General features: G+C 65.1%; 20 protein-coding genes and 1 pseudogene. 3 read left to right on the top strand and 18 right to left on the bottom strand.

Annotation, left to right across the window (positions count from 1 at the left end; all coding sequences use genetic code 11):
* Positions 1–18: 18 nt before the first annotated feature.
* The 5 genes and pseudogenes from ACQP2U_RS14190 to ACQP2U_RS14170 all read right to left on the bottom strand — a co-directional run bounded on the left by ACQP2U_RS14190 (position 19) and on the right by ACQP2U_RS14170 (position 5,628).
* Positions 19–840 (bottom strand): YceI family protein, encoded by an 822-nt coding sequence (locus ACQP2U_RS14190; protein WP_433715064.1) that lies wholly within the window; start codon positions 838–840, stop codon positions 19–21.
* Positions 840–1,826 carry an MSCRAMM family protein gene (locus ACQP2U_RS14185; protein WP_433716466.1) on the bottom strand — a complete coding sequence of 329 codons (987 nt, stop codon included), beginning with the start codon at positions 1,824–1,826 and terminating at the stop codon, positions 840–842. The genes ACQP2U_RS14190 and ACQP2U_RS14185 overlap by 1 nt, the downstream gene beginning before the upstream one ends.
* 48 nt (positions 1,827–1,874) lie before the next feature.
* Positions 1,875–3,386 (bottom strand): annotated as a pseudogene (locus tag ACQP2U_RS14180) (MDR family MFS transporter); the annotation flags it as partial.
* A gap of 37 nt (positions 3,387–3,423) precedes the next feature.
* Positions 3,424–3,921 (bottom strand): MarR family winged helix-turn-helix transcriptional regulator, encoded by a 498-nt coding sequence (locus ACQP2U_RS14175; protein ID WP_433715063.1) that lies wholly within the window; start codon positions 3,919–3,921, stop codon positions 3,424–3,426.
* Positions 3,922–4,254: 333 nt separating this feature from the next.
* On the bottom strand, positions 4,255–5,628 hold the full coding sequence (locus ACQP2U_RS14170; protein WP_433715062.1) for an FAD-dependent monooxygenase: 1,374 nt from the start codon (positions 5,626–5,628) through the stop codon (positions 4,255–4,257).
* Positions 5,629–5,663: 35 nt separating this feature from the next.
* Between ACQP2U_RS14170 and ACQP2U_RS14165 the strand changes: the two genes are divergently transcribed.
* Positions 5,664–6,350, top strand: a complete 687-nt coding sequence (locus ACQP2U_RS14165) for a TetR/AcrR family transcriptional regulator (RefSeq protein WP_433715061.1) — start codon at positions 5,664–5,666, stop codon at positions 6,348–6,350.
* Between the two features lie 168 nt (positions 6,351–6,518).
* Positions 6,519–7,070: a dihydrofolate reductase family protein gene (locus ACQP2U_RS14160; RefSeq protein ID WP_433715060.1), complete on the top strand. Its 552-nt coding sequence runs from the start codon at positions 6,519–6,521 to the stop codon at positions 7,068–7,070.
* Between the two features lie 161 nt (positions 7,071–7,231).
* On the opposite strand, the gene ACQP2U_RS14155 is transcribed toward ACQP2U_RS14160, so the two are convergent.
* From ACQP2U_RS14155 to ACQP2U_RS14105, 11 genes are all read right to left on the bottom strand, one after another.
* Complete coding sequence (locus tag ACQP2U_RS14155) at positions 7,232–7,669, bottom strand: DoxX family protein (protein WP_433715059.1); 438 nt, start codon at positions 7,667–7,669, stop codon at positions 7,232–7,234.
* Between the two features lie 367 nt (positions 7,670–8,036).
* Positions 8,037–9,482, bottom strand: a complete 1,446-nt coding sequence (locus ACQP2U_RS14150; RefSeq protein WP_433715058.1) for an aldehyde dehydrogenase — start codon at positions 9,480–9,482, stop codon at positions 8,037–8,039.
* Between the two features lie 32 nt (positions 9,483–9,514).
* Positions 9,515–9,832 (bottom strand): hypothetical protein, encoded by a 318-nt coding sequence (locus ACQP2U_RS14145; RefSeq protein ID WP_433715057.1) that lies wholly within the window; start codon positions 9,830–9,832, stop codon positions 9,515–9,517.
* Positions 9,833–9,860: 28 nt separating this feature from the next.
* A complete protein-coding gene (locus ACQP2U_RS14140; protein WP_433715056.1) occupies positions 9,861–11,105 on the bottom strand; it encodes an amidohydrolase family protein in 1,245 nt (414 codons plus the stop codon).
* Positions 11,102–11,437, bottom strand: coding sequence for a hypothetical protein (locus ACQP2U_RS14135; RefSeq protein WP_433715055.1), 336 nt, complete (start codon positions 11,435–11,437; stop codon positions 11,102–11,104). Before ACQP2U_RS14135 ends, ACQP2U_RS14140 begins: the two co-directional genes overlap by 4 nt.
* On the bottom strand, positions 11,434–12,705 hold the full coding sequence (locus tag ACQP2U_RS14130; protein WP_433715054.1) for an aromatic ring-hydroxylating oxygenase subunit alpha: 1,272 nt from the start codon (positions 12,703–12,705) through the stop codon (positions 11,434–11,436). Before ACQP2U_RS14130 ends, ACQP2U_RS14135 begins: the two co-directional genes overlap by 4 nt.
* Positions 12,706–12,737: 32 nt before the next feature.
* Complete coding sequence (locus tag ACQP2U_RS14125) at positions 12,738–13,580, bottom strand: TauD/TfdA dioxygenase family protein (protein ID WP_433716465.1); 843 nt, start codon at positions 13,578–13,580, stop codon at positions 12,738–12,740.
* Between the two features lie 59 nt (positions 13,581–13,639).
* Complete coding sequence (locus ACQP2U_RS14120) at positions 13,640–13,975, bottom strand: hypothetical protein (RefSeq protein ID WP_433715053.1); 336 nt, start codon at positions 13,973–13,975, stop codon at positions 13,640–13,642.
* Complete coding sequence (locus ACQP2U_RS14115) at positions 13,972–15,279, bottom strand: aromatic ring-hydroxylating oxygenase subunit alpha (RefSeq protein ID WP_433715052.1); 1,308 nt, start codon at positions 15,277–15,279, stop codon at positions 13,972–13,974. The genes ACQP2U_RS14120 and ACQP2U_RS14115 overlap by 4 nt, the downstream gene beginning before the upstream one ends.
* Positions 15,280–15,302: 23 nt before the next feature.
* The gene (locus tag ACQP2U_RS14110) at positions 15,303–15,923 is read right to left on the bottom strand and encodes a carboxymuconolactone decarboxylase family protein (RefSeq protein ID WP_433715051.1); all 621 of its coding nucleotides are present in this window, start codon (positions 15,921–15,923) and stop codon (positions 15,303–15,305) included.
* Positions 15,920–16,720 carry an SDR family NAD(P)-dependent oxidoreductase gene (locus ACQP2U_RS14105; protein ID WP_433715050.1) on the bottom strand — a complete coding sequence of 267 codons (801 nt, stop codon included), beginning with the start codon at positions 16,718–16,720 and terminating at the stop codon, positions 15,920–15,922. Before ACQP2U_RS14105 ends, ACQP2U_RS14110 begins: the two co-directional genes overlap by 4 nt.
* A gap of 606 nt (positions 16,721–17,326) precedes the next feature.
* Here ACQP2U_RS14105 and ACQP2U_RS14100 point away from each other — a divergent pair.
* On the top strand, positions 17,327–17,920 hold the full coding sequence (locus ACQP2U_RS14100; RefSeq protein WP_433715049.1) for a TetR/AcrR family transcriptional regulator: 594 nt from the start codon (positions 17,327–17,329) through the stop codon (positions 17,918–17,920).
* 18 nt (positions 17,921–17,938) lie between these two features.
* On the opposite strand, the gene ACQP2U_RS14095 is transcribed toward ACQP2U_RS14100, so the two are convergent.
* Together ACQP2U_RS14095 and ACQP2U_RS14090 are read right to left on the bottom strand one after the other, a co-directional pair.
* Positions 17,939–19,627, bottom strand: a complete 1,689-nt coding sequence (locus tag ACQP2U_RS14095; RefSeq protein ID WP_433715048.1) for a nitric oxide reductase activation protein NorD — start codon at positions 19,625–19,627, stop codon at positions 17,939–17,941.
* Complete coding sequence (locus ACQP2U_RS14090) at positions 19,624–20,442, bottom strand: AAA family ATPase (RefSeq protein ID WP_433715047.1); 819 nt, start codon at positions 20,440–20,442, stop codon at positions 19,624–19,626. Before ACQP2U_RS14090 ends, ACQP2U_RS14095 begins: the two co-directional genes overlap by 4 nt.

Below are 20,442 nucleotides of genomic sequence, written 5' to 3'. Positions count from 1 at the left end.
AGCTCAATCCCGGCGCGCCTACATTGCGGGTAGCTGGTCGCCTTGGACGACTTCGATGTCGAGGTCAAGTTTGACGCTGGTGCCGACCGCGGCTACTCCCGCGCGCACGACCGCGTTGTAATCGATCGCGAAATCGTTGCGGTGCAATAGTGTTTCGGCGTGGAACGCGGCACGCACACCACCCCACGGGTCCGGTCCGAACCCGCCATAGGTCACGTCGAGATCGACCGCGCGACACTGCCCGTGCAGGGTCAGCTCACCCGGCATCACCCACGTGTCACCACTGGTACGACGCAACCCGCTTCCAGTGAAAATGATCGTCGGATAAGTGTCGACATCCAGGAACTCCGGTGAGCGCAGGTGATTGTCACGCATCGTGTTACCGGTATCGATACCCGCGGCCTTGATCTCCGCGTGCCCGGTGGACCGCTCGAACGGCTCGGCGATATCGAGCCGCCCACTCACCTCCGCGAAGCGGGCCTTGATACTCGCGATACCCAGATGACGCACAGTGGCGATCACCGTCGAATGCACCGGATCGATCGTCCACGGTCCCGGCGGCGGCGACGCCACCGCCCCCTCGACCGGCACCAAAACCACCTCACCGAGCACACCCGTCCCCACCGAGGAGATCTGCACGGTCCGCGCCACCGGCTCGAACCCGACAGCAGTGAGTACCGCGGTAAGCACACCCGCAGGCAACACTTCGGTACCCACCGCCCCGGTCGCGTCGGCAACCGCACGGGCGAGCTGGCGGCCCCGCATATCCGTCACCGTCAACACCGCATCCGGCACCGGCCACCCCTGAACGGTGCAAACACGACCGGTCAACCCACTCATCAACGACCTCCAGGCTCGTAACCGAGTCGCACGTCATAGGCGACCTCGCCACCCGACACAGTGACCTGCCCGGTCACCGGCGGATAACCACGGGCAACCACGGTGTACTGCCCCTCGCGCAGATCGGTCACGACATAGCGGCCGTTCTCGTCGGTGCGTGCCGTCGCGGTCACCTCCCCCGCCGCGTCGAGCACACTGACCAGCACATCCGGCACCGCCCGGCCGCCGTCGGCCAACGCGGACCCGGCAAGCACCGCCATCGCAGCCAACTCGATGTCATGACGCAGCACACCACTGTCGGGCACCGTCAATGTGGTCGCAATGGGACGCATATGCTCCGCGACCGCGACCAAGGTATACACACCCGACACCACACCGTGGCACACGTAGGTGCCGTCGTCGCCGGTGACAGCCGCTCCGACCACTTCACCGTGCACGTCGGTCAATGTGACGGTCGCACCCGATAACGGCACACCGTGTCCGGCGGTACGGACCACACCCGACAACTCACCCGAACCCACCAAGGTCACATCCAGGCGCTGGGGCCGCTGACCGACCGACACAGTGACCGCGGTCGGCTGGTGGCCCATCGCCGACACGATCAACACATAGCCACCCGTCTGGGGCGCGGTGATCGCATAACCACCATCAGCGGCACTGCTCGCCCGCGCGAGCTGACGGCCACCCTGGTCGATCAAGGTCAACACCGCGCCCGGCACCGGACGACCGTCCTCACGATGGACACGACCACCCAACGCCGCACCACCGGAGTCCGACCCGGACAACCCGTCCGTCGTCAGACCAGTCTGCGACGACGCGACGACCCGGTACACACGGCCGTTCTGTTCTACCGCCCCATGCCCATTGACCGACGCTGCCGGCACCGGTTCAGGCTCGGACAACACCCGCTCGGCGCCCTCCCAGAGTTGGTTTTCGTCCCAGCCCGACTCCGCGAATGCGGTCAGTTCGGCATCCAGTGCCGCCATGTCGTCCGCGGCGGTCGTATTGTCCTGCGACGCAGACTCTTTCGTGGTCGGGTCGAGGCCCGGATCGATGTCGACCGTGCGGCGCAGCGGGCGGTTCGGCAGGAACGCGGTCGCGATGAGGGCGACGACCGTCGCCGCGGCGGCGATCAGGAAGATCCGTCCGGTCGCGTCGCCGTAGGAAGCGCGCACGATGGTGGCGATGGGTCCGGGGAGGGCATCGAGATCGAGATTGCCGCTACCCGAGGACGTGGTCTGAATACCGAGCTTGGCAAACCCTTGCTTGGACAGATCGCTGACCTGGGTTGCCAGCACCGAGCCCAGAACCGAGACGCCGATCGCGCCGCCGAAGGTGCGGAAGAAGGCGACGCTGCTGGATGCCGCACCGATATTGTGCACGCTCACGGTGTTCTGCACGGCCAGCACCAGGTTCTGCATCATCATGCCGACGCCCAGCCCGACAACGGCGATGTAGATGCCGACCAGCCACAGGTTGGTCGCGTGGTCGATCGTGGACAGCAGCCCGAACCCGACCACTAGCAGCGCACCGCCGCTGACCACGAAGCCCTTCCACTTGCCGAACCGGGTGATCAGCTGGCCGGAGCCGACCGACGCGGTCAGCATGCCCGCCACCAGCGGGATGGTCAGAACACCCGCCACGGTCGGCGAGTAGCCGCGCGCGGTCTGGAAGTACTGACCCAGGAAGGTAGTCGCACCGAACATGCCGACACCGACGGCGATCGAGGCGATGATCGCCAAACCCGTGGTGCGTTCGGTGACGATGGGCAGCGGGATGATCGGCGACTTGGCGCGGGACTCGACCCACACGGTCGCGATCAACAGCAGCACACCCGCACCGACGTAGAGCGCCGATTCCGTGGAGAGCCAGGCGTAGTAGTTCGCCTTCCCGGCGAACGACACCCAGATCAACAGCACCGAAACACCGGCGGTCAGCAGCGCCGCACCGAGCCAGTCGATCGACACGTCCGCCTTGCGCTCGGTGGGCAGCCGCAGCGTCCGCTGCAGCAGCATCAGCGCGACCACCGCGATGGGCACGCACACGTAGAAGCACCAGCGCCAACCGAGCGGGCTGTCGACGATGACACCCCCGAGGATGGGCCCACCCGACATCGACACCGCCATTACCGCGCCCATGTAGCCCGAATACCGACCGCGTTCGCGCGGTGCGACGATCGAACCGATGATCGCCACGACCAAGGCGGTCAACCCGCCCATGCCGATGCCTTGGACGACGCGCGCGACCAACAGCACCGGCACGTTATGGGCGAGTCCGGCGATGATCGAGCCGGCGACGAAGATGACGATGGCCGATTGGACCAGCAGCTTCTTATTGAACAGATCGGCGAACTTGCCCCAGATCGGGGTGGAGGCGGCGTTGGCCAGCAGCGCCGTGGTGATGACCCAGGCGTATGCGGTCTGCGATCCCTGCAGATCGCCAATAATGGTAGGCAGCGCGGTAGAGACGATCGTGGTGCTGAGCAGCGCCGTGAACAGCGCCGCCAGCAACCCGGTCAGGGCTTCCAGGACCTGACGATGGGTCATCGCGTGCGGATCGCGCCGCGTCCCCGCATCGACTGAATTAGACATCCACTTCCTGACTCTCTGTCGAAACCGGCTCGCACTCACCCACCGTCGTGTGGTGGGCAACCGCGGCCAGTGAATTCCTGAGTTTCTGAACAACCATCGCGGCCTGTTCGGCTTCGTCCTCGCTCCAATCGGCGAGCGCAGCCTGTAATCCCCGCGCCCGCGACACCCGGATGCGCCGCAGCAGATCGCGTCCCTGGTCGGTGATCTGGATGAGAGTGGCCCGGCCGTCGCTGGGATCGGCATCGCGGGCGATATCGCCGGAGCTCACCAGCTCGGCGACCTGCCTGCTCAGTGTCGAAGGGCTGATGCACAAGTCCACAGCTAGATCAACCTGTCGGCACCGCCCCCTGACCTCGAGGCAGCCCAGCAGACCGACGCCGCCCGGAAGCAGCTGCCCTTCTTCGGGGTGCGACAGGACAGCGCGGATCGCCCGGCCCATGAAGTAGAGCTCCTTTATCAGGCTCTGAGCCGCATCGGGTGACACTGCCATGCCCACTCCCAGCACGAGATTAGTTGCTTGTACTACACAACTATACATAGGTTACTTGTGCTAAGCAATTAACCCGGCGATGGCGTATAGCGATGCAGCCACCTCATCGCCAGGAGCTCTGGCCCGTAAGCCGCCCGGCGCAGTGCGACCCACCCATGCGCGGCGCGTCAACACCACGGCGCATTTCGCTCGTCGCACTGAGCGGCGTCGATCAGTTCAGCGGTCGACGCCGCCCGTTGAATCGATCAGCAACTCGACAACCGCCGTGACGTGATCGACGAAGAGTTGTCGGAGTTCAACCGGCGCGCACCGGCCCGCCGGATACAGGGTGCCCTAGCCGTATGAACGGCTCACGAAACCGTCCGGGCGGACCAGCACCGTCCCGTACGGCCAGCCATCCACGAGGTGCACCGGAACGTCGGCCTCCGCGCCGGGATCGGCCGTGAGTACGCACCACTGGGATCCGACGAGATCTAGCGTGGACACTCCGTCGGCCACCCACATGTGCGGCAGGCGGGATCCCGGTGATCCGTCGAGGTCGAGCGCGACGTCCTCGGTGGAGGGGAGCTCCGCGCCGCTGTACCGGTAGCCCATGTGCACCACCGGCGCGTTGATCGCCCCCGCTGCCTTGCGCGCCTCTGCCATGTCCTTGCCCCAGTGCAGTGATGGATCGTTGAACCGCAGGCGCGCCTGCTCCATCGTCATGAGGGCCACCGGATGGCGTTCGGCGTGATACGTCTCCAGCAGCTCGGGTCCAGCTTCACCGCGCAGTACATGCGCGAGCTTCCACGCCAGATTGTGTGCGTCCGCGATGCCGGCGTTCAGCCCGAACGCGCCCAGTGGAGGGATGGCGTGCGCCGCGTCGCCCACCAGGAAGACCCGCCCGGCGGAGAGCCGATCGGCCACCTGGCCGCGCCCCCGGAACCGCAGCACACTGCGGATCTCCACCTCGATCGACGGGTCACCGAGCGCGGTGCGGATGAGGTCGGGAGTCGGCTCCGTGTCGAGGCGGGTGAGGAACACCCACTCGCGTTCGCCGTCGACGGTCACCAGCAGGCCGGTCGCGTCCGGATGCTCGATATTGCACATGGCGAACGGCTTGCGCGGACGCAGATCAGCACCGAACAGAACACTCGTCGTCTCCTGACCGAGCACACCGGGACCGGTGAGGCCGATGCCGAGGACCTGCCGAACCCGGCTGCGCACCCCGTCGGCCGCCACCAGATAGCGCGCCCGCACGACACGCCCGTCGGACAGGGTCGCCGTGACGCCGTCGGAGTCCTGCTCGAACGAGTCGAGTGCCACGCCGAACTCCACGTCGCCGGCCTTGGTGAGCAGCACGCGGTCGAGCCGGTTCTGTGCGCAGGTGCCGCGGATCCGGGCCGGTGTGTAGGTGAGCTCGGCCGCGGTTTTCGTCTTCCACTCGTCGCTTTCGGTGAAGTCGGCTTCTGCGAACGTGCGCCCTCTGATCTTCCCGGCCCGCAAGTCGACCGCGGCCTCGTTGACCGCTTGATCCAGGCCGACCTCGCGCAGGATCTCCACCGACCGCGACCCAATGCCGGTGGCCCTGGGGTGGGGCGAGGGCTCCGGTTTCTCCTCGACGACGAGGGGCTTGACGCCGTGGTGGCGCAGCAGCACCGCGAGCATCAGCCCGACGGATCCGCCGCCGGCGATCAAAACATCAGTGGATACAGTGTGCCCGTTCATGGGCACACTGTATCCAGTTCGGTAGACTCCTGTCCATGTCACTTATCTGGGAGCGTGAGCCGTACCGGTCGAATAGACAGGCCCTGAGTGTGGAGCGCATTGTGGACGCGTCCATCGCCATCGCCGACGCCGAGGGGCTCGACGCGCTGTCGATGCGCCGCGTCGCCGCCGAGCTGTCGACCGGCACGACCTCGCTCTACCGCTACGTGGACAGCCGCGACGACCTACTCGACCTCATGGCCGACGCGGTACAGGACGACCACGTGCCGCTGACGGGAGACTGGCGCGCCGACCTCGAGGCGTACGCCCACCACGAGCGCGAGCTGTGGCTACGGCACACCTGGCTCGCCCCGCTGCTGGCCACCCGGCCATCACTCGGCCCCAACTGGCTACGCGGCCTGGAACACGCCCTCACCGCAGCCGCCCCGCTGACCTCCGACATCGCCGACGCGGCCTCGGCCGTCGGGCTGATCAGGGACTACGTGCGCGGCGCGGTCATGCGCGAGCTCGCCGAGAAAGAGACCCAGCGGCGCACCGGTCAGACCGAGGACGAGTGGCGCGCCGCCGTCGCCCCCTACATGCGCAAGGTCATCGAAAGCGGCGCATATCCCCGGGTTTCGCGCATGACCGAATCCGCCGACCTGAGCCCGGCCGAACAGTTCTCGTACGGGTTGCGCCGCATCCTCACCGGGATCGCGGACTCTCAGCAGACGGCAAAGTGATGCGGAAGTGGGTCGGCTGGGTGGTGCCGTCGACGCAGACGGTGCCCTCGGGGATCGTCGAGGCTTGGACGTCGGCGGTGTAGAAGCACCCCGGCGTCATCACCACCGGATCCGGTGGATGCTATGCGAGTCCGATGAGTTCTCCGCGTCCGGGAGGTCTACCCAGTCATGAGGAAACTTCTCTACTCGTTCGGCGTGTCCCTGGACGGCTACGTCAACGACCGCGACGGCAGCATCGACTGGACCAACCCAGACGAAGAGCTGCACCAGTTCCACAACGATCGCTACCGCGACATCGAGATCTCGCTGCACGGCCGCCGCCTCTATGAGCTGATGGCCGAGTACTGGCCGCACGTACCCGAGGACGCGCCGCGCATCGAGCGCGAGTTCGGTCGGCTCTGGACCGACAAGCCCAAGGTCGTCTTCTCCCGGACGCTCACCGAGGTCCACTGGAACAGCACCCTGGTCAGTGAGAACGCGGTCGAGGAGGTCCGCAGGCTCAAGGCCGGAGGCGATGGCGTGATGGAGGTCGGTGGCGCGAGCCTCGCGGCCTCGCTGATGCCACACGGGCTCATCGACGAGTACTGGCTGTTCCTCTATCCGGTGCTCGTCGGCGGCGGCACGCCGCTGTTCCCATTGCTGGACAAGCGAATCCAGCTCCGGCTGGCCGAGACGAACCACTTCAACAAAGTGGTGATGTTGCGCTACGTGGCCGACTAACGCCCCGTCAACCGCACGCGTTCATGTGCGACCGGCACCGCCGCGCGGACCAGATGGCAGCTGGATCGATCGCCGCCAACCCGACGGGCGATCGATGGCGAGAACGCACGACCGGCGATCGGTGGGTCGGCCACCGATCGCCGGTCGTAGGTGTGGATCTGTCATCGCGAGAGCGAGTTGCGCAGGTCGGTGATCGTGGCGCGGCGCTCGTAGGCGATCCAGGCGAAGATCGCGGCGAGCACCAGTGGGAAAATCCCCATCAACGGCTTGTCGGCGATGAACGCCTGCGTCCCGGCGGCGAGCACGGTGAGAACCGACAGACCCGCGGCAGCCAGGGCACTGAGTCTGGGCACCATCAGGCCGATACCGCCCGCGACCTCCGCAACTCCGATGAAGATGAGCAGCCCGAGGGGGATGGTCAGATTCTCGGGGGCGTTGTCCATCAAAGCGTTCGGCATAACGAGCTTCGGCCCGCCGGAGGCGATGATGAAGAACAGACCGAGCAGGATCTGCAGGGTCCACAGGACGCGGTTGCCGATCTTGCCGGGACGGTCGGTGACGTCGCTGGTGAGGTCGGCGGAAGGGTTGGCGGTGGTCATTTCTGGTCCTTCTGGTCGGTCGCGCCGGGTTGGTAGCGCGTTCAACAAGTAGGACGGAGCACCGTCGCAGGAATCATCGCTGTCCGCGAGATTTTTCGAAACCGCTGCTGAACCACGGGTTTTGGTTGTGCTGGCCCCGGGGGTCTAGTCCGTCAGCCAACGAGTTTCGACCAGCGTTCGTGGGCGGATCGACCGCTGGCCCTCCTACTCGATCATCACGTTCGAGGTGGCCGGTAGTCGCTCGTTGGCATCCACGCGGCCAGGGGCAAGGACAGATCGAAGTTGGCTGGGTAGAACAACAAGCCAGTGGCTGATCCGCCGGGTTGGTCGGATCGCCTCTCGCTCGTAACAGGCTTCAGTCTGCGGTTCAGGCCCGCACGGAAATGGACTTCGTATCGAGGTAGGCGCCGATACCCTCCGGCCCGAATTCGCGACCGATGCCACTGTTCTTCACACCGCCGAAGGGCGCGGCAGGGTCCATGGCGTAGGGCTGGTTGATGCCAAGGGTGCCGGAACGGATGCGCAGGGCGACGGCCGAACCGCGATCGATATCGGCGGTCCACACGGAGCCGGACAGCCCGTACTCGGTGGCATCGGCGATCTCCACGGCGTGGTCGTCGTCGGTGTAGGTCAGCACACTCAGCACCGGTCCGAAGACTTCCTCCCTGGCGATCCGCATCGAACTGTCGACATCGGCGAAGACGGTCGGCCGGATATACCAGCCGCGATCGACCGTATCCGGCAGCGCGGTGCCGCCGGTGAGCAGGCGCGCGCCCTGGCGCTGTGCGTTTTCGATATAGCCGCGCACACGGTGTTGCTGCCGTTGCGAGACCATCGGACCCACCCGGGTCGCCGGATCGAAAGGGTCACCGACAGTGAGGTTTTCGACCTTGTCGACCAGGGCGTCGAGAAATTCGGAGCTGCGGTGCCGTGGCAGCAGTACCCGGGTCTGGGCCACGCAGGCCTGGCCGCTGTTCATCAGTCCGGCGACGAGCATGCCTTCGGCGACATCGTCGGGATCGGCGTCGTCGAGTACCACGGCGGCGGATTTGCCGCCGAGTTCGAGGCTGACCCTGCGCAGCGCGGCCCCGCATGTTTCGGCCACCTGTCGTCCGGCGGCGGTGGAGCCGGTGAAGGACACCTTGTCCACACCCGGATGCGCGACGAGGTGGCGGCCGGTGTCCTGGTCGCCGGGCAGAATGCTGACGACACCCGGTGGCAGGCCGAGTTCGTCGAGTAATTCGGCCATGAGGTAGGCGTCCAGCGGTGTCTCCGGCGAGGGTTTGAGCACGATCGTGCAGCCCGCGAGCAGGGCGGGGATCAACTTGGCGACGATGAGGAACATCGGCATATTCCAGGGAATGATCGCGGCCACCACACCGACGGGTTCGTGGACGACGAGGACATCGCCACCGAGGAATCCGGATCGCGTCTGCTGCCGCGGATAGTTCTCGGCGATATCCGCGAACGCGCGCATCATGACGCCGGGAAGCCGGGCGTGCGCCGATCGCGCGAAGGTGATCGGCGCACCCATTTCGGTCGTGATCAGCTGGGCGAGTTCATCTTCACGGGTGGTGTAGCGCTCGGCCAGCCGCCGAACCAGCGCGATCCGCTCGCTCGGATCGGTGCGCGGCCACGGGCCGTCGTCGAAGGCCGTGCGGGCCGCGGACACCGCCCGATCGACATCCGCCGCCGTCGCGGCGGGAACACGGGCGACCACCCGCTCCGAATGCGGCGAGATCACCTCAATCGTGTCGGCGGTGGCCGGCGTCACCCACCGCCCGCCGATGAACAAATGCTCGTGTGTGGCCATGCGTATGCCTCGTGCTGGATCGTCTCGGCTACTCACAGTGTTGGTGCGGTGATGTCGCGGTAGAAGCGGACAATCGGCGGCGGGTCGACACACAGACCAACGGGCGGCGAGAACCCTCCTGCTTTAGTGGTCTCGGCAAGTCGTTCCTGCACGGCCGCGATGTCGTCGGCTTCGATCTCGTAGACCGCTACGAACGCGCCCTCGGTGACGGGGGCGAACCGTCGAGCGGAGACGATCCCATCGAGTCCCAGCATTTCCTTCATGTGGGTCTCGTCGTACCAACGGTGGAATGCCGCAGCGTCTTCAGGGGAGTTGGGCCGGGATTCGACGTAGAGGATTCCCTTGACCATGTGTTGGCCTCCTAAGTCGGGGGTGGTTTCAGCTGTTCTTGTGGATGTGGCCGTCCTTCATGACGAACCGCACGTCTTCGATGACGGAGATGTCGACGGTGGGGTCGCCGGGTACCGCGATGATGTCGGCCAGCAGCCCCGGTGCCAGACGCCCACGGTCCTCGACGCCGATGAGTTCGGCGCTGGTGACCGTCGCCGCGTGCAATGCCTGCGCCGGTGTCATGCCGCGGTCGACCAGCGCCCACAGTTCTTTGGCGTTGTCGCCGTGCGGGACAGCGGGTGCGTCCGTGCCGCAGGCGATCTTGACCCCGGCGTGGATGGCCCTGCGTAGGGTTTCGCGAGCGCGGGGGAAGACCTCGGCGGCTTTCTTCCGCAGTGCCGGTGCTGCTTTGGAGACATCGAGGCCTTCGGACAGGTAGCTCGTCGGTACGAGGAACGTACCGTGTTCGACCATCATGGCGATGGTGTCGTCGGTGGCAAGTGAGCCGTGTTCGATGCAGTCGACTCCGGCGCGGATGCAGGCACGAATTCCGGCATCACCGTGTGCGTGCGCGGCGACCCGGACCCCGGCACGGTGGGCTTCGTCGACGATCGCGACCAGTTCCTCATCCGAGTACTGCTGCGCCCCCGCCACTGTGCCGTGTGACATCACCCCGCCGGATGCGGAGATCTTGATGACCTCCGCACCGTATTTGATCTGGTACCGGACCGATTCGCGGACCTGCGGAACCCCGTTGGCGCGACCCTCCTCGACACTGAGCGGCATGATGTGCGGTGCGAGGCGTTGGAACATGGTCGGGTCGAGATGACCTCCGGTGGGGGTGATCGCGTGTCCTGCGGCGACGATGCGCGGCCCCGCGATCCAGCCCTGTTCGATGGCGCGGCCGAGGTCCACATCGAGCAGGTAGCCACCGGTCTTGACCATCAGACCGAGGTTGCGAACCGTGGTGAATCCGGCGTGCAAGGTGGTGCCTGCGTTCACCGTGGCCCGCAAGGTGCGATACACCGGATCGTCCTGCACGCCGTGCATCGGGTTCGGCAGCCCCGAGGGGTTGTCCGGGCCGCCGATGAGCAGGTTGACCTCCATATCCATCAACCCGGGCAGCAGCGTGAGCTCACCCATGTCGATGACCTGCGCACCGGTGGGCAGCTCGGGCGGGTCGATCGCGGCGATGCGGTTGCCCTCGACGACGATCACCGCCGGGGTGTGCCGCTGCCCGGTCTCGACGTCGACCCAGGCCGCGGCCCGCAGCACGATCACCTGATCGTTCACAGGCCGGGCTCGATCACGCAGGTCAACGATGCCGACCCGGTGTCCGGTATGCGTGGCTGACTCCACACTTCGACGGGGAAAGACACCTGGATCATCGAATACAGCAGGTACATCAGATTTTTGGCGTCTTCGGGTATATCGTCGATCGTGAATTTGTCGCAGTAGGCGAGCGCGTCCTCGGCGCGCGGGGTGATGGCGTCGTAGAACCGCTGCATATCCTCCATCGAACTGTCCAGGCGGCGGTTGTAGCGTTCGGTTTCGGTGGGCAGGCACCACAGTGCCGCATACGGTTCCAGGTCGGCGAATTCGCCGGGCAACAGTGTTTCGCTCATCGCCGGGCCTCCGCGCACTCGCGTTCGTAATCGCCGACCCAGTCGGCGGCGACCTTGTGCAGGTGCCGCAACAGGATCTCCTGATCGTTGAGCTGGAATGTGGTGACCGCGCGGGATTCGAGCATGAGCTGCGTCGCCTCCAGCGTCGAGGAGTCTTGCAGCCCATACTCTTTGAAGGTGACCGCAGCCATTTCGTGCGCGACCCGATCGCGTGGGGTGCGGGCGGGCGGGAAGTACAGGTTGCCTTCGAAAATGTGGGTGTTGTACGAGGTCGGCCAGTACTGGTAGGTCAGATACCAGCCGCCGGACCAGATGAGAATGGAGAAGTTCGGCCACAACTGGAAGGAGTCCAGGCCCCACGGGTCGCAGCCCGCCGGATTGAGCCCTTCGGGCATCGGGCCCAGATCCGGGACGTCCCATGGCCCGAACAGACCGCTGCGGGTGATGTCCTCCATGGGTTTACGCATGGTGGGATCGAGTTCCCAGGTGACGACGCCGGAGGTGCTGACGAGCCGGTGCGGTCCGTCGAGTTGGTAGTGCGGCGCCTCGAACCCGGCCTGCTGCGCGGCGACGGAGAAATTGTCCGGAGTCTGCTTTCCGTGCAGAACGGGTGCGTGATAGAACTCCTGGAAAGCGTCCATGTACAGCTTCCAGTTCGCTCCGACCTCGGACCGGTACGAATAGCGCTCGGTGAGTCGATCGAACGGGTAGCCTTCCAGACCGGTCACCATGGGACCCAGGAAGTCTCGCAAACTCTGACGCGGCTCGGCGGCGAGGTTGACGAAGATGAATCCGGACCAGACCTCGCAGTGCACCTTCGCTAGGCCCAGATTTGCCTTGTCGAGGTCGAAGAACTCCTCTTCCTGCTGCACGAAGGCCAGTGCACCGTCGAGTCCGTAGCGCCAGCCGTGGTATTTGCAGGTGAACTGGCGACAGGTGCCGGAGGTTTCCTCGCGCGGGATTTCGTTCCATACGAGTTTGTTGCCGCGGTGGCGGCAGATGTTGTGGAAGGCGTTGATACCGCCGTCACGGTCGCGCACGATGATCACCGAGGTGTACGCGGCGTGGATCTCCTTGGTGAAGTAGCTTCCGGTGCGCGGAAGTTGTTCGACGCGACCGACATTGAGCCAGGCGCGTTTGAAGATCGCCTCACGTTCGAGTTCGAAGAACTCCGGCGAGATCGAGTCCTCGTACGACATCGGTTCGATGCCGAGCTCGGGATAGTGCTGCGTCCAGCTGCCCTCGGCGGGCTTGGGCCAACGAGGCATGGGTCACTCCTGAAACGGGCTGGGTGGCGGTGTTATTCGATCGGTTCTTCACCGAGTACGGTGGTGCGCAACATCTCTCGCGGTGAGTCCGGAGGATATGGGGCCGCACGGTGGATGACACCCCGGTTGTCCCAGATCACGGTGTCACCGACCGACCACTCGTGCCGGTAGACGCGCTCGGGTGCGGTGCAGCGACGCAGCAGACCGTCCAGCAACGCGCGGCTCTCGCTCGGAGGCAAGCCTATGACGTGGTCGGTCGAGGCGCCCAGCACCAGTGAGCGACGTCCGGATTTGTGGGTCCAGATCAACGGGTGTTGCTTGGTCGGTCGGCGTCGCCACACGGCGAGTTGTTCCGGTGTCGGATCTGCGGTCACACCCCGTTGCGACGCCTCGAGCGAATGCACAACCCGCAACGGCGCGAGAAACTTCTGTTCCGCGGCACTCAGATTGTCGAAAGCCTTGTAGGTGCTGGCGAATTCGGTTTCTCCGCCACTGGCCGCGACAGCCTTGGCGGTGAGCATGGTCGCCATCTGTGGATAGGCATCGTCCTCTGGAGTGCAGCCGTCGATATGCCAGTCGAAGGTCGCACGCAGATAGCTCGCCGAGGAATTCTTTGTCGTGTCGAGGCTGACCCGGTATATGCCCTCGACCGGATGATGCCCGGGTGAGGTATCGACCTCGCCCAGTTTGCGGCAGAACGCCACCTGCGTCTCGGGATCCAGGTGCAGGTCGCGGAATACCAGGACACCGTGCTGCTCCAGGATATTGAGGATTGCGTCAGGCAGGGATGGGTCGGTGAGTAACGACCGAGGATCGACGCCATGGACTTCGGCGCCGACATCGTGGCTGAGTTCGTCGATAGTGATCGTCATGATGGTGTGCTCCTTCCGGCCATTGCCCGCTCGCGGCGGTGTGGCCGATTTGGAGAAACAAGTCAGGGGAAGGGTTCGCCGACGCGTTCGAGTTCGGCGTCTGCGCTGTCAACGGGTTTGGGCTGCTTGAAGATCTCGATCGCCATCGCGACCATCACCAGCGAATACACCATCCGCAGTAGTTGGATCGCGTCGTCGGGCAGGTCGTCGAGCGGAAATTTGTCGCAGTAGGTGATCGCGTCGTCCACGCGGGGAAAACACGCGTCGTAGAAAGCCTGCATCTCGGCCATCGACGTGTTCAGACGCTGCTTGTATCGTTCGGATTCGACTGGCAGACACCAGGTTCGCGCGAAGGGCTCGAGCTCGGCGAAGGCCGGTGGCAGCAGTGTGGTTGTCATCGCGCACTCACCTGCGCCAATTCGGTGCGGTATTCGTCGACCCAGTCGGCGACGGCCTTGTGGAAATGGCGCACCAGGATCTCCTGGTCGTTGACGGGGAAATGCGTAATGCCCACGGTCCGGTAGGCCGATTCCAAAGCTGTCTGCGTGCCGGTGAGCATGCCCGCGTCCTGGAGCGCGAATTCCTTGAACACCACCGACGCGACCTCGTGCTCGACCCGCTCGCGAACCGTGCGCGCAGGCTGGAAGCAGAGCACGCCCTCGAAGCGGTGGCTGTTGTAGGAGGTCGGCCAATACCGGTACAGCAGATACCAGCCGCGGTAGATGAGAATCTCGATATTGGGGAAGATCTGGAAGTTGTCGATACCCCACGGATCGATCCGGCCGGGATTCGATCCCTTCGGCATCGGACCCAGATCGGGGGATTCCCACGGCCCCACCAGGCCGCTTCGCGTGACCCGCTCGATCGGATACATGAACTCCGCGGGCATCGTCCAGCGTCGCGCGCCGCCGGTCGACACCATCCGGTGCGGGCCGTCGACCTGGAAATGCGCGCACTCGAAACCCTTTCCCGGGGTTCGCACCGCACTGGGCACCTGCTGGGAGTGCAGGCCGGGAACGTGGTAGTACTCCTGGAACGCGTCGGCGAACAGTTTCCAGTTACTCTGATTGTCCGCCTTGAATTCGTACCATTCGGTCATCTTGTCGAACGGGTAACCATCCAGATCGGTGATCATCGGGCCGAGGAATTCCCGCAGCGTCTGTCGCGGTTCGGCATCGAGGTTGACGAAGATGAACCCCGCCCACACCTCGCAATGCACCGGGGCGAGCCCGAGATCCTTCTTGTCCAGGTCGAAGAACTCACCCTCCTGCTGCACGAAGGCGAGCGACCCGTCGAGTCCGTAGCGCCAGCCGTGATATTTACAGGTGAACTGCCGACACGTGCCCGACGTTTCTTCCCAGGGGAATTCGTTCCACACGAGTTTGTTGCCGCGATGGCGGCACACATTGTGCAGCGCACGGATACTCCCGTCGCGGTCACGCACGACGATGATCGACGTGCGGGCGACATCGAGTTCCTTGGTGAAATAGCTACCGGTACGGGGCAACTGCTCGATCCGGCCGACGTTGAGCCAGGCACGTTTGAAGATCGCCTCGCGCTCGAGTTCGAAGAATTCGGGCGAGACCGAGTCCTCGAACGACATCATGCCGGTCCCCAGCTCCGGATAGTGCTGAGTCCAACTGCCTTCAGCAGGCTTGGGCCAAAGGCGCTGGGGCGCCGGTTCGCTGACGAGTTCACTCACGACTGCACCTCGCTGACGCTCGCTCACGGTTGTTCCTCCATTTCCGGGAGTTCGGACGGTCGTGGCCGGTCGATTTCCGGGTCCGGTTGCAGGGCAACGCTGTTGAACACCATCGCCAGGCACAGGTACGAGCCGGCGACGAACAGCAATTCGATCAGCTGACGTTCATCGAAATGGCGCGCCAGCTCGGTCCAGGTGCGGTCGGTGACGCAGTGGCGTTCCAACAGCTCGTCGGTCGTGGTCAGCAGCAGCCGTTGCACGCGTGACCACCCCGGTGCGGCCGGGCCGTGACGCACCGCCCCGATCTGGTGCTCGTTGAGACCGAGACCGGCGGCCATCCGAACGTGCTGGCTCCACTCGTAGTCCGACCCGCTGCGCCACGCCACACGCAGGATCACCAGTTCGCGGTCCAACGGATCCAGCGCGGGACGCTCGAGCAGCAGACCGTTGAAGGCCAGCCACGCCGAAGCCAATTCGGTGTGATGTGCGAAAACCCCCAGAATATTGGGCACCCGCGGCGCGTCCGGTTCGCCCGACAGATACCGGTCCGCCGCTGCGACATGCCCGCACAGCATCGCGATCGTGCGTTCGTCCCATTGGTGCACCGGTAGCGGCACCAGACGCGGGGCCGTGGCTTCGGTCATATCACCGACCCGCCGTTCACGCCGAGTATCTGGCCGGTGATGTAGCCGGCCTGGTCGGAGCACAAGAACAGGCAGGCGGCGGCGATATCGTCTCCGGTGCCCAGATGTCCGACTGGGATTGCTTTTGCCATCACGGAGTTATCCGGCAGGTTTCCGGCTGCCTGCGACTGCCGTTGCATGGGCGTGTCGATTCCCGACGGCGGGATGGTGTTGACAGTGATCCCACTCGCGGCGTACTCGCGCGCAAGGCCCTTGGTCATCGCCACCACGGCACCCTTGGCTGCGGTGTAGTGCACCATCCCTGGCGATCCGCGTTGCGCACTCGACGAGGAAATGGTCACGATCCTGCCCCACCCCGCGGCGACCATATCCGGGATGACGGCTTGCGCGCAGTGGAAGACGCCGTTGAGATTCACGTCGACGACCCGGTTCCATGCCTCGGGCGAAATCTCGGTGAACGGCGAGAAACCGACCAACCCCGCACTGGTGACCAGGATTTCGATCGCACCGAATTCGGCGCGCACCTTGCGCATCGCCGCACCGACCGCCTCGCGATCGGTGACATCGACCGCACAGGCGATCGCCGCGCCACCGCTGGCACGCAACTGTTCGGCAGCCCGCTGCGCGGCGCCATCATCGATATCGAGAACCGCGACCCGATATCCGCCGGCAGCGAACGCCGCACAGATCGACAACCCCATCCCCGAGGCTCCGCCGGTCACCACCGCGACCCTGGGGCGCTTCGCCGGACGCCGCTCGACACCCTCGCGGTCGGTATCGGCGACAGTGCCCGTCATCGGGCACCACCGCGGGTACGAGGATCAGCGAGAACGCAAGGATCACGGCGGTCGATTACTGCAACACAACGACTTTCATTTTCCTGCGCGATACACCTCAGCTCTGCACGGGCAACGACAGCGCTCGAAAGGCGGATCTCTCCAGTGCCTCGTTCACACCTCTCGCCGATCGAGTTGTGGTACCCGAGTCCTCCGGCTGGCACGCCACGAATATCTCCCGCGCCAGCGCGGGCGGTGCGGATCCACAGCGGAGGCCGTCGTACCGCCGAGATGAGAGTAGGGAGATATGCCACGCGCGACACCACATTCTTCGTTCGGCCCGACAGCGATCGAGGTTGCGCCGGGGACATCGAATGACCGCGAAGACCCACATCAGGGGACTTAAGCGACTGATTAATTCAATCAGGTGATTAAGATATACGTGACCTGGTTCACCGCTGTCAAGCGACTTGCGAAAGCGCAGTCACCGACCCATCGGCCGACTCGATCGCGGCCGCAAACCGAACGGGCAAGAGCGCGGGTTACCTTCTATTCGCGCAACCACGAACCACACGATCGCAACGACACCGAAGGCTTCGTGCCTCACACACCTGGGAGGCCAACACCATGAAGCCCGCTCGCGCATCCGACGCCGAGGACTCACCGACACGAAGCGCCCTGCTCGACGCCGCCGAGCAGATCATGCGGGAGGAGGGCTACGCCGCCGTCAGCACTCGGCGCGTGGCCGCACGCGCGGAAGCGAATTCCGCCCTGTATCACTATTACTTCGGCAATATGGACAATCTGTTCATCGAACTGTTCCGCCGCGGAGCCGACCGCAGCTACCAACGCCAACTCGAGGCACTGGCCTCACCGCAGCCACTGTGGGCCTTGTGGGAAGCCATCCACGACCAATCCCACACCGCGTTGACCATGGAATTCGTCGCGCTGGCCAACCACCGCAAGGCCATCCGCACCGAGATCGCCAACTCCTCCCGACGTTTCCGCGCCATGCAACTCGAGGCCGTCACCAAGGTTCTCGGCGACTACGGCCCCGCCGCCGAAACCTACACCCCGGGAGCACTGGTCCTGCTCATGTCCAGCGTGTCGCGCTTCCTGCGTATGGAAGAAGCTTTCGACGTCGATACCGCACACGACGAGGCGATCGAGCTGATCGAATCCTTCCTGCGTGATGTCGAAGGCGAACGACGCCAACCGTGACTCGAACTCCTCTCATCGCTACCGCGGTTTCGGTGCGGCGAGTTCCCGAAGGGAAGACAAAAAGAACTCATCCATCCGCGGGCTCAGGTCGCTCAGGGTCGCGGCGCTGGCATGGCTGGCGGAACCGAAGACGCGTTCGAGGGCATCGGTGCCGGTGGTGGCGCCGATCGAAAGGCACAGGCAGGCGACACCGTCGGCGCGCAGTTCTTCGAGTGCCTTGTGGGCATCGGCTTCGGCGTAGCGGCCCTCGTAGCCATCGTCATAGGGAAAGCCGTCCGAAAGGACCACCAGCAGCCGGTTTTCAGTGCCTGCTTCGGTTTTCAGGATTTCGCCCGCACCGCGGATGCCCGCACCCAGGCGCGTGTAGTTCGATGGTTGGAGCTGGTTGAGCCGGGCTCGCCCGACGGCGCCGAAACGCTGTCCGAACGTCTTGATCGCCAGTAGATGAACAGCGTGGCGCCCCTGTGAGCGAAACGCGTAGACCGCGACGCGGTCGCCGAGTTCTTCGAGCGTAGCGGCCAACGTCGCGGCTGCCCGCCGCTGGTGGTCGTGTACAGCGAGTCCTTCGGTATCGCTGTCGGTGGCAGACCCGGAGGCATCGAGCAGGATGAGGACGCCGAGATTTCGCTCGAGTTTGCGGCGTTCCAGGTAGATGTTTTCCGACGACGAGTAGCCCGAACGCAGGTCGACGAACATTTCGATGAGCGCCTCGATGTCGAGTTCGTCGCCATCGGGACGGCCGCGCAGAACCTTGGGGCCCAGGCCGATCCGCGACAAGCGTCGCCGGAGCACGTCGTCGAGCGGAGCACCGGCCGCGGAGATATCGGCGGCGACTGTCAGCGGGAAGTCGATCACCCGGCACCACTCGGGCCGATACCGATGGTGGTGGACATCCCACTCCGGAAAAAGCGCTCCACCTACGCCCAGCGTGGCGCTGGGCTTGCCATCATCGGTGAACTGGATCCATGTGGGCAGCGGCCGGGCATCGACTCCTACCTGATGCACCCGTCGAACGGCGCGAACTTGCATCTCCGCACCAGCGGAGCCATCCCCGGGTGCCCGGGAGTTGCCGAACAGCTTGCGAAGTTTGTCCGACAGCGCCCGCGAGTTGAACAGCGGATTTTCGAACAGTGCGAGAATCTTGCTCCTCCCCGACTGCTCACTGCCATCGTCGTCGTCGGCCTCCGGTACGTCGATCGGATCGAATTCCAAGCGCAGCTCTTTGTTCGTGGCCCGCGCGCCCGGTCCGGCACTGCGTGCCAGTAATCGGGAGGGCTTGATGGCACCGAACCACTCCGGTGGGTCGGCCACCGGTACTCGGCCACCGGCCACCTCGAGCGACTCCTCGGCGCTCGAGGTGGCCGGAGGCTCGTGCGGACCGAGCCCAGCCGCGAGTGGAATCCGCTCGGCGAGGTCGACAATTACCCGTCGACCTTCCAGCGCCAGGTAGCGCCGCGCCACCGCCGGACGAGCCCGAAGCGCCTTCACCAATCGCTGATCCAGACTCCCCGCGCCGAGCAGCGCGGTCTGGAGCAGCATCTCGCGGCGCTGCTCTGCGACCGAACGGCCCGCTGAGACGAAGATGATCTGGCCGTTGGTGTGAGCAGGCTGACCAGCCGGTGCCTCCGCAACTTCGACAGCGCGGCCGGCGATGAAGGTGGCAAGGAGGCGAAACCGGTCGTGGCTGTTCGGATTGGAAACGTTCATGGTCGCGGCAGGACGGCGTCGATGAGTTCGCCGAGGGCGCGGACGACATCCTGATCGTCCGAGAGCACTTGAACAACTGCCGCCCGCACCGCACTGCGCAGGCTCAGCCCTTCAGCGACCAGTCCGCCCGCGAGGATCAACAACCGGGTGGAGGCGACTTCACGCAGCGGTGAGCCATCCAGGTTTCGAATGGCATGACCGAGTTCAACCAGCGCTGTCGCGGTCTCGGATCCGATCCCGGCTTCGACGGCGACCACTTCGGTCTCGACCTCGGCGGGCGGGAAGTCGAGTTCGATGGCAACGAAACGCTGGCGGGTCGACTCTTTGAGGCTTTTCAGGACGCTCTGGTAGCCGGGATTGTAGGAGATGACCAGTTGGAAGTCGGGGGCCGCCCGCAGTGTCGTGCCGAGTCGATCGATCGGTAGTTCACGGCGGTGATCGGCAAGCGGATGAATGACCACGGTGGTGTCCTGGCGCGCCTCGACCACCTCGTCCAGATAGAAGATGGCGCCCTCGCGCACGGCCCGGGTCAAGGGCCCGTCCACCCAGACCGTTTCCCCACCCTCGAGCAGGAAACGGCCAACCAGGTCCGCCGAGGTCATGTCCTCGTGGCCCGCGGCGGTAATCAGCTCGCGGCCGAGTTCGTGGGCCATGGCCTCCACGAAGCGCGTCTTCCCGCATCCCGTGGGGCCCTTCAACAGTACTGGCGAACCGCGTCGGGCCGCGGCCCGAAAGACTGCTACCTCGTCGCCGACCGGCCGGTAGAACGGTGCTTCCAAAACCGGGAGTACAGCGGTGGATTGACTGGTCGACAT

Origin of the sequence: Nocardia sp. CA-084685, assembly GCF_050955785.1 — a bacterium.
Taxonomy (GTDB): Bacteria; Actinomycetota; Actinomycetes; order Mycobacteriales; family Mycobacteriaceae; genus Nocardia.
Note: the sequence above shows the minus strand (reverse complement) of the source record. Positions and strands in the feature narration are given on the sequence as shown.

What these genes read in the sequence shown, in the direction of transcription:
- ACQP2U_RS14190 (WP_433715064.1), bottom strand. Translation starts at nt 840, where the DNA reads ATGAGTGGGTTGACCGGTCGTGTTTGCACCGTTCAGGGGTGGCCGGTG.
- ACQP2U_RS14185 (WP_433716466.1), bottom strand. Translation starts at nt 1,826, where the DNA reads ATGGCGGCACTGGATGCCGAACTGACCGCATTCGCGGAGTCGGGCTGG.
- ACQP2U_RS14175 (WP_433715063.1), bottom strand. Translation starts at nt 3,921, where the DNA reads ATGGCAGTGTCACCCGATGCGGCTCAGAGCCTGATAAAGGAGCTCTAC.
- ACQP2U_RS14170 (WP_433715062.1), bottom strand. Translation starts at nt 5,628, where the DNA reads ATGAACGGGCACACTGTATCCACTGATGTTTTGATCGCCGGCGGCGGA.
- ACQP2U_RS14165 (WP_433715061.1), top strand. Translation starts at nt 5,664, where the DNA reads ATGTCACTTATCTGGGAGCGTGAGCCGTACCGGTCGAATAGACAGGCC.
- ACQP2U_RS14160 (WP_433715060.1), top strand. Translation starts at nt 6,519, where the DNA reads ATGAGGAAACTTCTCTACTCGTTCGGCGTGTCCCTGGACGGCTACGTC.
- ACQP2U_RS14155 (WP_433715059.1), bottom strand. Translation starts at nt 7,669, where the DNA reads ATGACCACCGCCAACCCTTCCGCCGACCTCACCAGCGACGTCACCGAC.
- ACQP2U_RS14150 (WP_433715058.1), bottom strand. Translation starts at nt 9,482, where the DNA reads ATGGCCACACACGAGCATTTGTTCATCGGCGGGCGGTGGGTGACGCCG.
- ACQP2U_RS14145 (WP_433715057.1), bottom strand. Translation starts at nt 9,832, where the DNA reads ATGGTCAAGGGAATCCTCTACGTCGAATCCCGGCCCAACTCCCCTGAA.
- ACQP2U_RS14135 (WP_433715055.1), bottom strand. Translation starts at nt 11,437, where the DNA reads ATGAGCGAAACACTGTTGCCCGGCGAATTCGCCGACCTGGAACCGTAT.
- ACQP2U_RS14130 (WP_433715054.1), bottom strand. Translation starts at nt 12,705, where the DNA reads ATGCCTCGTTGGCCCAAGCCCGCCGAGGGCAGCTGGACGCAGCACTAT.
- ACQP2U_RS14120 (WP_433715053.1), bottom strand. Translation starts at nt 13,975, where the DNA reads ATGACAACCACACTGCTGCCACCGGCCTTCGCCGAGCTCGAGCCCTTC.
- ACQP2U_RS14110 (WP_433715051.1), bottom strand. Translation starts at nt 15,923, where the DNA reads ATGACCGAAGCCACGGCCCCGCGTCTGGTGCCGCTACCGGTGCACCAA.
- ACQP2U_RS14105 (WP_433715050.1), bottom strand. Translation starts at nt 16,720, where the DNA reads ATGACGGGCACTGTCGCCGATACCGACCGCGAGGGTGTCGAGCGGCGT.
- ACQP2U_RS14100 (WP_433715049.1), top strand. Translation starts at nt 17,327, where the DNA reads ATGAAGCCCGCTCGCGCATCCGACGCCGAGGACTCACCGACACGAAGC.
- ACQP2U_RS14095 (WP_433715048.1), bottom strand. Translation starts at nt 19,627, where the DNA reads ATGAACGTTTCCAATCCGAACAGCCACGACCGGTTTCGCCTCCTTGCC.
- ACQP2U_RS14090 (WP_433715047.1), bottom strand. Translation starts at nt 20,442, where the DNA reads ATGTCGACCAGTCAATCCACCGCTGTACTCCCGGTTTTGGAAGCACCG.